Annotated in this window: 12 protein-coding genes; 5 read left to right on the top strand and 7 right to left on the bottom strand. The window is 67.4% G+C overall.

All coding sequences use genetic code 11. The features are described 5' to 3' along the window. Positions 1-67: 67 nt before the first annotated feature. Together LRH25_RS11860 and LRH25_RS33080 are read right to left on the bottom strand one after the other, a co-directional pair. A complete protein-coding gene (locus LRH25_RS11860) occupies positions 68-2,365 on the bottom strand; it encodes a type I secretion system permease/ATPase (protein ID WP_170200788.1) in 2,298 nt (765 codons plus the stop codon). Between the two features lie 16 nt (positions 2,366-2,381). Further along, on the bottom strand, positions 2,382-4,253 hold the full coding sequence (locus tag LRH25_RS33080) for an O-linked N-acetylglucosamine transferase, SPINDLY family protein (protein ID WP_231011207.1): 1,872 nt from the start codon (positions 4,251-4,253) through the stop codon (positions 2,382-2,384). 25 nt (positions 4,254-4,278) lie between these two features. Here LRH25_RS33080 and LRH25_RS32770 point away from each other — a divergent pair, with 25 nt between their 5' ends. From LRH25_RS32770 to LRH25_RS11840, 4 genes are all read left to right on the top strand, one after another. Next, on the top strand, positions 4,279-4,413 hold the full coding sequence (locus LRH25_RS32770) for a hypothetical protein (RefSeq protein WP_259373988.1): 135 nt from the start codon (positions 4,279-4,281) through the stop codon (positions 4,411-4,413). A 33-nt stretch (positions 4,414-4,446) separates the two neighbouring features. After that, complete coding sequence (locus LRH25_RS11850; protein WP_141286518.1) at positions 4,447-5,817, top strand: HipA domain-containing protein; 1,371 nt, start codon at positions 4,447-4,449, stop codon at positions 5,815-5,817. A 137-nt stretch (positions 5,818-5,954) separates the two neighbouring features. Beyond that, positions 5,955-6,212, top strand: a complete 258-nt coding sequence (locus LRH25_RS11845) for an antitoxin (protein ID WP_141286516.1) — start codon at positions 5,955-5,957, stop codon at positions 6,210-6,212. A gap of 14 nt (positions 6,213-6,226) precedes the next feature. After that, entirely contained in the window at positions 6,227-6,625 is a 399-nt protein-coding gene (locus LRH25_RS11840; protein WP_141286534.1) for a type II toxin-antitoxin system VapC family toxin, read from the top strand. Positions 6,626-6,657: 32 nt separating this feature from the next. Here LRH25_RS11840 and LRH25_RS11835 read toward each other — a convergent pair whose 3' ends face one another. The 3 genes from LRH25_RS11835 to LRH25_RS11825 form a co-directional block, all read right to left on the bottom strand. Then, the gene (locus LRH25_RS11835) at positions 6,658-7,611 is read right to left on the bottom strand and encodes an alpha/beta fold hydrolase (RefSeq protein WP_141286514.1); all 954 of its coding nucleotides are present in this window, start codon (positions 7,609-7,611) and stop codon (positions 6,658-6,660) included. After that, positions 7,608-8,381 (bottom strand): sulfurtransferase, encoded by a 774-nt coding sequence (locus tag LRH25_RS11830; protein WP_211361325.1) that lies wholly within the window; start codon positions 8,379-8,381, stop codon positions 7,608-7,610. The genes LRH25_RS11835 and LRH25_RS11830 overlap by 4 nt, the downstream gene beginning before the upstream one ends. 70 nt (positions 8,382-8,451) lie before the next feature. Then, entirely contained in the window at positions 8,452-10,683 is a 2,232-nt protein-coding gene (locus tag LRH25_RS11825; RefSeq protein WP_231011206.1) for a prolyl oligopeptidase family serine peptidase, read from the bottom strand. 171 nt (positions 10,684-10,854) lie between these two features. Between LRH25_RS11825 and LRH25_RS11820 the strand changes: the two genes are divergently transcribed. After that, positions 10,855-11,103, top strand: coding sequence for a hypothetical protein (locus tag LRH25_RS11820; protein WP_141291236.1), 249 nt, complete (start codon positions 10,855-10,857; stop codon positions 11,101-11,103). A gap of 54 nt (positions 11,104-11,157) precedes the next feature. Here LRH25_RS11820 and LRH25_RS11815 read toward each other — a convergent pair whose 3' ends face one another. Further along, positions 11,158-11,430 (bottom strand): DUF2164 domain-containing protein, encoded by a 273-nt coding sequence (locus LRH25_RS11815; RefSeq protein WP_141291238.1) that lies wholly within the window; start codon positions 11,428-11,430, stop codon positions 11,158-11,160. Positions 11,431-11,500: 70 nt separating this feature from the next. Continuing rightward, positions 11,501-12,682, bottom strand: a complete 1,182-nt coding sequence (hmpA, locus tag LRH25_RS11810) for an NO-inducible flavohemoprotein (RefSeq protein ID WP_141291240.1) — start codon at positions 12,680-12,682, stop codon at positions 11,501-11,503. Between the last annotated feature and the right edge of the window lie 101 nt (positions 12,683-12,783).

Here is a 12,783-nt window from a genome sequence, read left to right as displayed (position 1 = left end):
GCACCCTCAGGCCTGTCGGCCTGTCCCGCCAAGCGGGAATGCGCCCCTTCGGGCGGCCGTGCGGGGCTCATGCCGGTGCCCTACCCGCCATGCCAGGTGGCATGGCACCGGGCGCCGCTTGCGCTGCTGGCGGGCGGGCGGCGGGCGGCTGGCCCGACAGCGCTGCCAGGACCTGGCCCTTGGGGCCGTCCATCAGCACCCGGCCGCCGTCGACCACGATCAGCCGGTTGACCATTTCCAGCACCGCCGGGCGATGGGTGACGATGATCAGCGTGCGGTTGCCGACCGAGGCTTGCAGCCGCTGCAGGAATTGCACTTCGCTTTGCGCGTCCATCGAGCTGGTGGGTTCGTCCATCAGCAGGATCTGCGGTGAGGTGACCAGCGAGCGGGCCAGTGCCACCAACTGGCGTTGGCCGCCCGAGAGCAGGCCGCCGCGCTCGCCCACCGGCATGTCCCAGCCCAGCGGGTGCGAGGCGATCACGCGGTCCAGTCCGGTGAGCTGGGCCACGCCATTGAGGCGGCTCGCATCGGCCGCGGTGCGGTTCAGCAGCACGTTGTCTTTCAGCGTGCCGGCGAACAGGCGCGGGTCCTGCGTGACAAAGCCGACGCGGGCGCGGAAGTCGGCCGGGTCGATCTGGCGCAGGTCCACGCCGTCCACGTCCACCCGGCCTTCGCTGGGTTGGTAGAGGCCAGCCAGCAGCCGCAGGATGGTGGACTTGCCCGAGCCGATGCGACCGAGGATGGCCACGCGGTCACCCGGCTTGAAGCTCAGGCTGACGTTCTGCAGCACCATGGGTGCCGCGTCCTTGCCGGTGGGCGGGTAGGCGAAGCCGGCCTGGCTCAGCGCAATGCCGCCTTCGATCTTCGGCGTGGCCACATAGGCGCGTTGTTCGTCGCGTTCCAGCGGCAGCTGCATCAGCCGGTCCAGCGACTTCATCGCGGCACGCGCGCCCTGGTAGCGCACGGCCAGGCCGACCACGCTGCCCAGCGGCGCCACCGCGCGGCCGGCGAACATCACCGAGCCGATCAGCGCGCCGGCGGTGATGGTGCCGTCCTTGATCAGGTAGACGCCCCAGACCAGCATCACCAGCGTGACGGCCTGCTGAGCGGCAGAAGAAAGGTTGTTCGACCAGCTCGACAGCGCGCGGGCACGCAGCGAGGAGTTCGCCGCCTGAGCGGTGGCCGATTCGTAGCGCTGCAGGAAGCGACCTTGCGCGCCGCAGCTCTTCAGGTCTTCCAGGCCTTCCACCGCTTCGACCAGCACGCCCTGCAGGTCCACCTGGTGGCCGAGGTTGGCCTGCATGGATTTCTTCAGCGAGCCCTGGATCACGATCACCACGCCCAGGATGATGGGAATGGCCATCGCCAGCACCCAGCCCAGCGGGCCGCCGGTGATGAAGCACATGGCGACGAACATCGCGATGAACGGCAGGTCCGACAGCGTGGACAGCGTGGCCGAGGCGAAGAAGTCGCGCACGGTTTCGATCTGCGCCAGGTGGTGCGCAAACGCGCCTGAAGACGCAGGCCTGTGCTCCATGCGCACGCCCAGGGTCTGGCGGAACAGCAGCGAGCCGATGATCATGTCCGCCTTGCGGCCGGACAGGTCGATCAAATGGCTGCGCAGCTGGCGTGCGGCCAAGTCCATGCACAGCGCCAGGAAGGCGCCGCTGGCCAGGGTCCACAGCGTGACGAATGCCTGGTGGGGAATGACCTTGTCGAACACCACCGAGGTGACCATGCCGGTGACCAGCATCATCACGTTGCTGACCAGCGCGGCCATCAGCGCCGAGCGGTAGTACGGCATGAAGCGCCGCAGCGTGCCCCACAGCCAGTGGCTGCCGGACTGCAGCACCTTGTGCTCGTTCTGCCCAAGCTCCACCCGCGGTGCCACAGCCAGGGCATGGCCCAGGTACTCGCTCTTCAGCTCGGTTTCGCTGACGATGCAGGTCGCGCCCGCCGCCGCCGGCAGCACGATCTCGTAGCTGCATTCGCCCTTGCCACCCTTGGCCGGCAGGCGCTTGGTGATGACGCAGGTGTCGCCTTCGCGCAGCAGCGCCACGACCGGCATCATCAGCGCGCTGATCTGGTCCAGCGGGCGTTCGATCAGGCTGGCGTGGTAGTCCGCCTCCTGCATCACGCGCACCGCCTGGTTGGGCCGCAGCGCGCCGTCCACCGCCACGCCGGCCAGCAGCGAGGCAGCAGAGCGCGGCCTGCCGTAGTGGAAGGTGATCCAGATCAGGCTTTGCACCAGCGCGTCGTCGTCCGGGCTGACGGCCTTGGCGCCGGGCGCGGCCGAGGCTGCCGATGGCGGCAGCTCGATCGCCGGCACGGCGTCGTCCATGGAGAGCGTGATCGCTTCCGACACTGGCAATTCCCTCGTTTCAGCCATGTGCGCGCTGTGCCAGCGCCATGGTCTCGAATGCGTCTTCGATGTCCCGCACGATCTGCGGCATGTCGAACAGGGCCGAGCTGCGGCCGTGTTCGGCCAGGTAGCGCTTGTACGAAGCCACGCGCTTGGGGTTGCGGCCCAGCTGGATGGCCAGCTTCTCGTAGTCGGCGATGGACTCGGTGATCAGGTCCGGCAGGCCCACGGCGGTCAGCAGGCTGCCGGCCATGCGCGAGATGTAGCTGCGGCCCGAGCATGTCAGGATGGGCAGGCCCATCCACAGCGCGTCGCTGGCGGTGGTGCCGGCGTTGTACGGGAAGGTGTCCAGCATCAGGTCGGCCAGCTGGAAGCGGGCCAGGTAGTCCGGCGGCGCCACACGCGGCGCGAAGATCAGCCGCTTGCGGGCCACGCCGGCCGCGTCGGCCTGGCGCAGCATGTTCTCGCGTGCCCATTCGTTGTCCGCCAGCAGCCACAGCACGCTGTTCGGCACCTCGTGCAGGATGTGCATCCAGGCTGCGAACACGGGTTCGGTGAACTTGAAGTTGTTGTTGAACGAGCAGAAGACAAACGCGTCTTCCGGCAGCTCGTATTGCGCGCGCGTCGGCATCTTGCCGATCTCGCGCTGGCGGTCGCTCACCTGGTAGCAGTTCGGCAGGTAGATCGGCTTTTCGGTGTGGAAGGGCCGCAGCGCTTCGGGCATCACGAAGCGGTCGGCCAGGATCCAGTCCACGCCGGGCAGCGCGCAGGTGCCCGGGAAACCGAGGTAGCTCACCTGGATGGGCGCCGGGCGCTGGGCCAGGATGTTGGCGCGCGCGCCATTGGTCAGGCCCTGCAGGTCCACCAGCACGTCAATGCCGCAACTGGCGATCATGCGGGCGGCAGTGTGGTCGTCCACGCCGCCAATGCGGTAGTAGTGGTCGAAGCTCTTCACCAGCCGCGCGCGCAGCGGGGTGCCGTCGTCCCGGCTCCAGCTGAAGGCGAAGGTCTCGAAGCGCTCGTGGTCGTGCAGGTCCAGCAGTTCGGCCGTCAGCAGGCCCACGGCATGCATGTGCAGGTCGCCCGAGAGGTAGCCGATCTTGACCTTGCCGGTGCGCGGCGGAAAGCCGATGTGCATGGCCTTGGCCGGCGGCGCGGGCAGGCGTTCGTGCACGAAGCGTTGCGCGGCCATCAGCTGCAGCACGGGGTCGTCGCTGGCGCTGAGCATGGCCAGCGCCGAGGTGCCCACCAGCAGCTGGTTCTGCGTCACTTCGCCCACGGTCTTGTACAGCGGCCATTCACACTGCTTCTGGCGGATGTGCACATAGTGCTGCAGCACGTCGAACTGATCTGGCTTGAGCGACAAGCTGTCGCACATGTAGCGCTCGGCCACGTCGAAGCGGCGCAGCGTCTCGTTCAGGCGCGCCAGGTTGTTCAATGCGTGCAGGCGCAACGGCAGCGCGTCGGCCCCGCCGTCCTGAGTGTCTTCCAGCACGCCTTGCCACTGGGCCTGCGCTTCCTCATGCGCACCCCGGCGCTCCAGTGCATGGCCCAGGTTCAGCTTTGCCTGCGGGAAATGCGGCGACAGCGTCAGCGCCAGCTGGTAGGCGGCTTCCGCCTCCGGCAGCCGGTTCTGTGCCGCCAGCACCGTGCCGTGGTTGAAACAGGCAACGTACTTGACGGGCGAGTCGGTGTGGGCAATCCACAGCCGGTAGATCTCGGCTGCCTCGGCCATCAGCCTCTGTTCCTGCCAACGCCCGGCAAAGTCCAGCAGCTCATTGATGGGCATTTCACCGCTCTGCGCCCGCACCAATTGCGGCACGCAGGCCGCCTGGAAAGCCGGCACGGCAGGCACGGCGCCTGCCGCCTCAGGGGCAGAGGTCTCGGTCACGGGGCGCGGCAAGGTGGTCACGGTCATGTTCGGCGAGCTGATGGAAAGCTTCACCGATCGTAAGAAAGACCGCCCTGCTGTGGTGCCCGGAAATGGTGGGGGGATCGGGGGCTTCTTGGGGACTGTCTGGCGCCGCACCGCCTTGAAAAGGGATTTCTGATAAAATTCTCTGAACTATTCATGAACAATCCAAATGGCGACACTTGGCGTTCCGGCTGGCGGTGAGCTTGAGCAAAGCATCAGGCGAGCACTCAAGGGTGGCGCGAAGTCTGCGGCTGAACTTTTGGAGGCGTTGGGTGTGAGCCAACCAACGCTTTCTCGAACTATTCGTGAGATGTCGCGCGAAGTCACATCGTTTCGAATCAAGGGCGTTCGAACCCCGCAGTACGGCTTGCTCCGGCAGTTGCCACTGGGTCTCAACCCGAGGCAGCGGATCTACAAGATCCTCAGCACTGGCTCCTTCGAGCCGTTCGCCGAGCTCGAATTCCTGTCCGGTGGTGCGACGCTGGAGCGCATGGGCACGGCTGCGCGGCTGTACGAAGGGCTGCCGCCCTACATCTCATTTGCTGCGCCGTCCGGCTTTTTGGGCCGCGTCCAAGCCCAGGCGGCTTCGGCGACCGCCCAGTTTCCTGAGAGCCTGAAGGACTGGGACGACGAGCACAAACTGGCGTACCTCTTCACCCGCGCCGTGAACCAGGTGGGGAACCTGGTGTTTGGTGACGCCGCAGTGGAGCGGGAGATGAATCTCCGCAAGGCCCATGCAAGGCTTGGCGGGGACAAGGCCGAGCACTACGAGGCCGTTGCCATGGCACTCAAGGGCCATGCCCTGGGTTCCAGCGCGGGAGGGGAGCAGCCAAAGTTTCTCGCGACGCTGGAGGATGTCGAACACCTCATCGTCAAGTTTGCAAAGCTCGGGACTCGCATGGCGGATCTGCTGCCACTCGAACACCTGGCGCTGCGCTCGCTTGCGGAGGTGGGCATCCCGTCGTCCAAGACATCCTTGGTGAGCTCGGGCGACTTCGTCTTCCTGGAGATTCGTCGCTTTGACCGCATCGGTGAAACGGGGCGCGTCGGCATGCTGTCGGCGGGCGCTGTGGACGATGAGTTCTTCGGCAAGCGCGACACGTGGTCGGAATTTGCAGCCCGGTGCGAGCAGGTCAGGTACCTGTCGTCAAAGGACGTGCTCCAGGTGGACGTGATGGCCGCATTCAGTGAGCTCATTGGCAACACGGATCGCCACTTCGAGAACATCTCTTTGCTGATCGATGAGCGCGGCGAATACATAGGGATCGCGCCGGCCTACGACATCCTGCCGATGCGCTATGCGCCAATCGGTGCAGGCATTGATCCTGACCTGGTGCCCATAGAGCCAAAGGTCGGCACGGTGGGTGCCAAGCCGCAGGTGTGGGCGATGGCGGCGAAGGCGGCCCGCCGGTTCTGGATGGCGGTGCAAACCGAGCAGCTACCGGTGCCGATCTCGGATGACATGCGGATGCTGGCCGCGAAGAACCTTGACGTGGCCATCAGTTTCGTGGCACCGCTGCTGCCAGCCGGCGCATCCTGAAGGGGCGCGGCTTGGCCGGCCGCCCGTGCGCAACCACCGGCGTGGTGAACGAGCGAGTGGACGGCCAGAACCGGAAACGCTCACTCCCCTCAATACATGCCTTGCCACCTGGCGTTGAAAGCCATATGCTTTGATACATGGCACAACGTCAAACTCCCGATCCCCGCCCCACCGCCCGCGTTGGCTGGAACAATCGTTCGCAGACGGTCACGATGCCGCTGGACTTCCGGTTTCCAGAGTCGGTGCAAGAGGTGTTCATCCGGCGCGAGGGCGAGAGTGTCATCCTGACACCGAGGCCCAGCGATTGGTCCGGCTTCTTTGCCTTGGGACTCAAGGCTTCGCCAGACTTCATGGCCACCGATGAACGCATGCCGGTTCAGGAGCGATCGTTTTGACGCTTCCGGTCTACATGCTGGACACCGACACCTGCATCTTTCTCATGCGGGGCGAGATGCCTGCACTGGCCGTGAGGGTCCAGGCGGTGCCGCTGCGGCAGCAGGTGATGTCGGCGGTGACGTTCGCCGAGTTGACCTATGGCGTGCAAGCCTCGGCGGCCGCCAAGCGAAAGCAGAATCAGGCCGTGCTGGACAGCCTTGCGCGGCACCTGGCTGTGCTCGATTGGCCGCAGGCCGCAGCGCCCCACTATGCGGAGATCCGGCAGGACTTGAAGAAGCGAGGCGCCCAGCTTGGCGCGGCCGACCTGATGATTGCGGCACATGCACGCGCGATGGGCGCCATCGTCGTCACCAACAACGTCAAGGACTTTGGGCGCGTGAAAGGCGTGCGGGTCGAGAACTGGTGCAAGTAGGGCAGGAAAAGAGACGGAAAGGCGCCCAGCTTTCACTTCAGCCCCAGAAACCCCTTCACCGGTGCCACGCTCGCCGCCGGGTCTTCTTCCTGCGGCACGTGCCCCAGCCCGTCCAGCATCACCAGCTGGCTGCCCGGGATGTCGTGCGCGAAGCGCTGGGCGCTGTCCGGGGGAATCAGCTTGTCCTGCTGGCCCCAGAGGATCAGCGTGGGCAGGCGCAGGGTGGCGATCTGGGCGGCGCCTGCCCCGCGGTCGAGCTGGCGCATGCTCAGGCCCAGTGCGCGGCGGTTGCCTTCGCGCAGCGTCAGTTCATAGAAGCGCTCGACGAGTTCGGGTGTCACGCGGTCCTGGTGGGCATAGACAGCGCGCAGGCTGGCTTCGACGGCGGCGCGGGGCAGCAGGTATTCGCCCAGCTTGTTCAGCACCGGCACCTGGGCCAGCAGGAAGCCGATGGGCACCGCCTGGGACCTGAAGTCGTAGCCGGCGGAGTCGACCAGGATCAGCTTTTCGACCCGCTGCGGCGCGGCGGCGGCCACGCGCCAGGCGACCTCGCCGCCCAGCGAATTGCCGGCGATCACCACCTGCTGCAGCTTCAGCTGGTCCATCAGGTCCAGCGTGAACCTGGCCAGCGTGGCGTCGCGGTAGTCGTCAGGCGCGTACTGGCCGGTGAACGGACCCGTGAGGCCGAAGCCGGGCAGGTCGAAGCGGATCACCCGGCGTTGGCCCTTGAGCGCCTGTGTCCAGCCTTCCCATGTGTGCAGGCTGTCGCCGGTGCCGTGGATGAGCAGCAGCGGGGCGGGGTCGTCGCGTGGGCCTTCGTCGCGCAGGTGCACGAGCTGGCCCTTGACCTCGATGAATTCGGATGGCGGCAGGGCCCAATGGGCGACCAGGGTTTCGACAGCCCGGTCCGGCGCCTGCATCAAGGGCAGCGACAGCGCTGTCAGCATCAGCAAGATGCCGAACATGCGCCAGAGCACCATTTTCATGTCGCCGAAGCCTTGGTTGGCCGCCGCCCGACGGGCGTGGCCTGCAACGTCGGGTCCAGCACCTCGCGCTCGTCGAACACGAAACAGCCGCCATGCCAGTGTGGCGCACCATCGGTTTCTTCGAAGTACTTGAGGATGCCGCCTTCGAGCTGGTAGCTGTGGGCCAGGCCCAGGTCCTGCATCACCAGCGCGGCTTTTTCGCAGCGGATGCCGCCGGTGCAGTAGCTGACGATGGTCTTGTCCTGCAAGGCTTCGCGGTGCGCGGCCAGCGCGGCGGGGAAGTCGCTGAACTTCTCCAGCCGCCAGTCGATGGCCTTGTCGAACGCGCCAGCGTCCACCTCGAAGCTATTGCGGGTGTCCAGCATCACGACCTCGCGGCCGGCGTCGTCATGGCCTTCGGCCAGCCAGCGTGCCACAGTGGCCGGCGAGACGGCCGGCGCGCGGCCGCCCTGCGGACGCACGGTGGGCATGTTCATGCGGATGATCTCGCGCTTGACCTTGACCTTCAGGCGCTCGAAAGGCTGGGCCTCGCTCCAGCTTTCCTTGGCCGGCAGGTCGGCAAACCGTGGGTCGGCCCGCAGCACGGCCAGCCAGCCGTTCACCGCTTCCGCCGACCCGGCCAGGAACAGGTTGATGCCTTCCTCGGCCAGCAGCACCGTGCCTTTCAGGTCGCGGGCCTGGGCCTCGGCATGCAGGTGGTCGCGCAACGCTTCCAGGCCATCGAGGGCGACAAAACGGTAGGTGGAGATGTTGAGGATGGGCAGCGACATGGCCGTGATTTTACGAAGCGGCCAACGGTGTGTCGCTGCCCACTGGCGCCACGGCGCTGCCTGCGGGCTGTCAGTTCATGCCCAGCTGGCTGAACAGGAAGGCGAAGATGTCGGCCTGTTCGGCCACGCCGGCCGCCAGCGAGGTGCCGATGCCGTGCCCGCCATCGGCCTCCACGCGCAGCAGCACCGGCCGGCCCTCGGCCAGCGAGCCGGGGTTGGCGGCCTGCATGCGCGCGGTCATCTTGAACGACATCCAGGGCTCCACCCGGCCGTCGTGCAGGCCGGTGGTGAACAGCATGGCCGGGTAGCGGGTGCCATCCTTGACCTGGTGCAGCGGCGAGTAGGCGAGCATCGCCTTGAATTGGGCCGGGTCCTTCACGCTGCCGAACTCGGTCACGTTGAAGGCGCCGTTGGAGGTGTTCTCCACCCGCATCATGTCGTACAGGCCCACCTGCGAAACCACGGCACGGAACAGCTCTGGCCGCTGGGTGGTGACCGCGCCCATCAGCAGGCCGCCATTGCTGCCGCCCTGGATCGCCAGGCGCTCGGGCGTGGTGTAGCCCAGCTTGATCAGGGCCTCGGCGGCGCCGATCATGTCGTCGAACACGTTCTGCTTGCGCGTGAGCATGCCGCCCTGGTGCCAGGTTTCGCCGAACTCGCCGCCGCCCCGCAGGTTGGCCTGCACGTAGACGCCGCCGTGCCGCAGCCACAGCGCCACGTCGCGCTTGAAGCGCGGCTGTTCCGAGATGCCGAAACCGCCGTAGCCGGTGAGCAGCACCGGTTGCTTGCCGTCCAGCGGCGTGCCGATGCGCCGCACGATGGTCATGGGCACCTTGGTACCGTCCTTCGAGACGGCCCATTCGCGCACGGCCTCCACGCCGGGCAGGCCACCGTCCTGGGCAAACGCGGGCGGTTCGGCCAGGTCGGTGGGCTGCGGCTTGGGCTCGGCCGCGGCGCTGTCCAGGCGCAGCCAGCTGAAGGCGCGGGTGAAGCTCTGGCTGCCGATCAGCAGTTCATCGCCCTTCAGTCGAAGGCCGATCAGGTTGGTGGACGCCGCGGGCGCTGGCAGCGTGCCCAGGGGCTCACCGGCCAGCGTGTAGCGGCGCAGTTCCGTGGGGCCGCCGAGCAGGGCCTCGACGGTCAGGCGCGTAGCGCTGGCGGCAAAGGCCTCGATCACGGCTTCGCTCTCGGGGACCACGGTGGTGGCGCTGCGCAGGTCGGCAGCCGGATCGGCCAGCGACATGGCGACGATGCGCCCGCGCGGCGAGCCCTTCAAGGCCAGCCCGTAGAGCTTGCCGTCCCGGCCGAACTGCGCCGCGCGCAGTCCGTCCTCGAAGCCGGCCAGCAGGCGCCAGGCACCTTCGCTGCCGTTCTCGCCGCGGCTGCGCAGCCAGAAGGCGTGCTCGCCGCCATCGCCATTGGAGACGTCGGCCAGCAGGTGGTGGCCGTCGTCGCTGCTGGCCAGCACGGTCTCGGCAATGCGGGGGAAGTCGCGACCCAGCACGTATTCGTCGCGCTGCGCGGGCGTGCCCAGGCGGTGGAAATAGACCTGCTGGTAGAAGTTGGCGTCTGCCGGCGGCCGCTCCTGGCCTTGCGGGTAGCGGGTGTAGTAGAGGCCCTTGGCGTCCGGCGTCCAGGCCACGCTGCCGCCGGCGGTGGCGAACTGGACGCGGGGCACCAGGTCAGGCAGGGCCTTGCCGTTGTCGGTGCGATAGATGTGCAGGGCGCCATCCTCGCTGCCGTTGCGGGACAGGGACACGGCCACCAGCCTGCCGTCCGGCGAGGCCTTGAACCAGTCGATGGTGGTCTTGCCGCTCTTGTCGAGTAGGTTCGGGTCCAGCAGCACGCGCTCGCTGGCGGTTTCGGCGCTGGCATTCATCACGACCAGCAGGTCCTGGTTCTTAGGTGGCTGGCGCTTCAGGGCAAAAACCTGGCCTGCGGTCAGCTCGAAGCCGTGGCGCATGGCCTTGTTGCCGCCAATCATCTGTGCGAGTTCCTTGGCCAGCGAGGCGCGCTGGGGCAGGCCGTCCAGCACGCTGCGGGTCAGGCGCTGCTGGGCCAGGGCCCAGGCGGTGACCTCGGCGCTGGCGCCGTTTTCCAGCCAGCGGTGGTCTTCGCTGACGCTGACGCCATGGAAGGTGTCGCTGACCGGCCGCTTGGCTGTGGCCGGATATTGCGCGGCGGGCGAGGCAAAGGCGAGCGGGGTGGCAACGGCGCAGGCCAGGGCGGCGGCCAGCGCGGCGGTGCCGGCCAGGCGCGTGGCGGCCGGCCGGGCGCCCGGGGAACGGTGAAAACCAGACATGGCGAATTCAGCGTGAGCAATGAAGCGGGCCATTGTGGCGGCACTCGGTGCGTGCGATGTTTGGCTCAAGGTTTCGGTGCGGATGCCCGATGTAGCTGGGGCGACTTGATGCCGAATCGGGTGCGCGCCGCTGCGCGTGCAACCCGTCCAACCAACACCTTGGAGATGCCTGTGACCGCTTTGTATTTGACCGCGATGGGTGCGTTTGTCCTTGCCATCGTCGGCCTGTGGGACACGCTGTACGCCTTGACGCGCCGCAGCGCCTGGGAAGAGCAGCACCATGCGGTCGCCGCGCCGTTGATGGCGCTGAGCGAAGCGAAGACGGTGTTGCAGCGCGCGAAGAACCTGCCGCTTGTGCACGCCAACCGCCGCTCGCGGTCAGATCGCGCACGCGACCGCGGCGTCGAAGTCGTCGCCTGAGCCTGCATGCCGCCGCCTCTGCGGCCGCAATGCTTCACCTTGCCCGGCTGCGCCTCAGCGCCGCTTGGCAGGGCGCTCGTACTTCTGCCAGTAGCCGAACTCGTCCTGGTGGACCTCGATGTCGATTTCGGCGACGCGGGCCTGAATCGCGGCCTGGGCGTCTGCCACGCCCTTGTTGTAGATCGTCGGGCCGATCTCCTCGAGGAAAAAGCCGAGCAGCGCGCCCGCGGCAATGTTGCCGATCTTGTCGTCCATGTGCTGCTCGAAGTAGCGCTGGATCGAGGCAATGGCCTGCTCACGGACAGGCTTGTCGAGTTCGATGGGCATGGGCTGGCGCGAGAGTGGCAAAGGCGCCAGCCTAACCTGCCGACGGCGCGCCTGGCGCCGCCGGGTTTCGTCAGATCGCTTCGGCCGGCCCGAAGAACTCGTGGTGGATCTGGTCTTCCGGCACGCCGAGCGCCAGCAGCGAGCGCCGCACCTCGCGCATGAAGGGCTTGGGGCCGAGGAAATAGGCGTCCACGTCGCGGGTGCCGGCCGGCAGCCAGTCGGCCAGGCGCTGGGTGTCCAGGCGGCCGACCGCATGTGGCAGCCGCGCGCCGGGCAGCGTCTCGTCGTAGCAGTAGAAGCGCTGCAACCGCGGGTGCTGCGCGGCCAGCGTGTCCACCGTGTCGCCAAAGGCGTGCACACCGGCATGGCGGGCGCAGTGGATGAAGTGCACGGCCCGGTCCTGCGCCAGCGCAGCGTCCAGCATCGCCAGCGTGGGCGTGATGCCGACACCGCCGCTGATCAGCACCACAGGCCTGTCGCCCGGCTTCAACGTGAACTGGCCCGAGGGCGGGAACAGCGTCAGTGTGTCGCCCACCTGCAGCTGGTCGTGCAGGAAGTTCGAGGCCTTGCCATTCGGCTCGCGCTTGACGCTGATGCGGTAGTCGCGCCCGTTCGGCGCGGCCGAGAGCGAATAGGTGCGGCGGATTTCTTCGCCTTCCACGAACAGCTGCAGCCCGATGTACTGGCCTGGTTCGAAGGCGACGATGGCGCCGCCGTCTGCCGGCTCTAAGTGGAACGAGGTGATCTCGTCGCTCTCGCGCCGCTTGTCGCTCACACGGAAGAGCCGGCCGCCACGCCAGCCGCCGGGTTCCGCAGCGGCAGCGTCGTAGCGTGCACGCTCGGCAGCGATCAGGATGTCGGCCAACTGGCCGTAAGCCGCGCCCCAGGCCGCGATGACTTCGTCCGTTGCGATCTCCGCGCCCAGCACTTCGCGGATGGCGCGCAGCAGGCAGGCGCCCACCGGGCCGTAGTGCTCGGGCTGGATCTGCAGCGCCACGTGCTTGTTGACGATCTGCGCCGCCAGCCCGCCCAGCGCTTCCAGCCGGTCGATGTGCTTGGCGTACATCAGCACGCCGTTGGCCAGCGCGCGCGGCTGCGTGCCGCTGGCCTGGTGGGCCTGGTTGAACAGCGGCCGCACCTCCGGGTGTTCGGCCAGCAGGATCTTGTAGAAATGCGTGGTCAGTGCTTCCCCGCCGGTTTCCAGCAGCGGAACGGTGGCGGTGACGATCTGGCGTTGGGCTTCGGTGAGCATGGTGTTGGGTCCCTGGCGGTGATGAGTGGGCGGCATCCGCAAGCGCCGTTCCACAATGCCTGACCAGGAAAATCAGGCACTTGGCGCATGTTGCTGTCAGA

This window comes from Ideonella azotifigens (genome assembly GCF_021043325.1).
Classification (GTDB): Bacteria; Pseudomonadota; Gammaproteobacteria; order Burkholderiales; family Burkholderiaceae_C; genus Ideonella; species Ideonella azotifigens.
This window is presented reverse-complemented; position numbering and strand designations above follow the sequence as displayed.

Excerpts from the sequence above, each read along its gene's own strand:
- LRH25_RS11825 (WP_231011206.1), bottom strand. The coding sequence starts at position 10,683 with ATGTCTGGTTTTCACCGTTCCCCGGGCGCCCGGCCGGCCGCCACGCGC.
- LRH25_RS11850 (WP_141286518.1), top strand. The coding sequence starts at position 4,447 with ATGGCGACACTTGGCGTTCCGGCTGGCGGTGAGCTTGAGCAAAGCATC.
- LRH25_RS11840 (WP_141286534.1), top strand. The coding sequence starts at position 6,227 with ATGCTGGACACCGACACCTGCATCTTTCTCATGCGGGGCGAGATGCCT.
- LRH25_RS11845 (WP_141286516.1), top strand. The coding sequence starts at position 5,955 with ATGGCACAACGTCAAACTCCCGATCCCCGCCCCACCGCCCGCGTTGGC.
- LRH25_RS11830 (WP_211361325.1), bottom strand. The coding sequence starts at position 8,381 with ATGTCGCTGCCCATCCTCAACATCTCCACCTACCGTTTTGTCGCCCTC.
- hmpA (WP_141291240.1), bottom strand. The coding sequence starts at position 12,682 with ATGCTCACCGAAGCCCAACGCCAGATCGTCACCGCCACCGTTCCGCTG.
- LRH25_RS32770 (WP_259373988.1), top strand. The coding sequence starts at position 4,279 with ATGTTCGGCGAGCTGATGGAAAGCTTCACCGATCGTAAGAAAGACCGC.
- LRH25_RS11835 (WP_141286514.1), bottom strand. The coding sequence starts at position 7,611 with ATGAAAATGGTGCTCTGGCGCATGTTCGGCATCTTGCTGATGCTGACA.
- LRH25_RS11815 (WP_141291238.1), bottom strand. The coding sequence starts at position 11,430 with ATGCCCATCGAACTCGACAAGCCTGTCCGTGAGCAGGCCATTGCCTCG.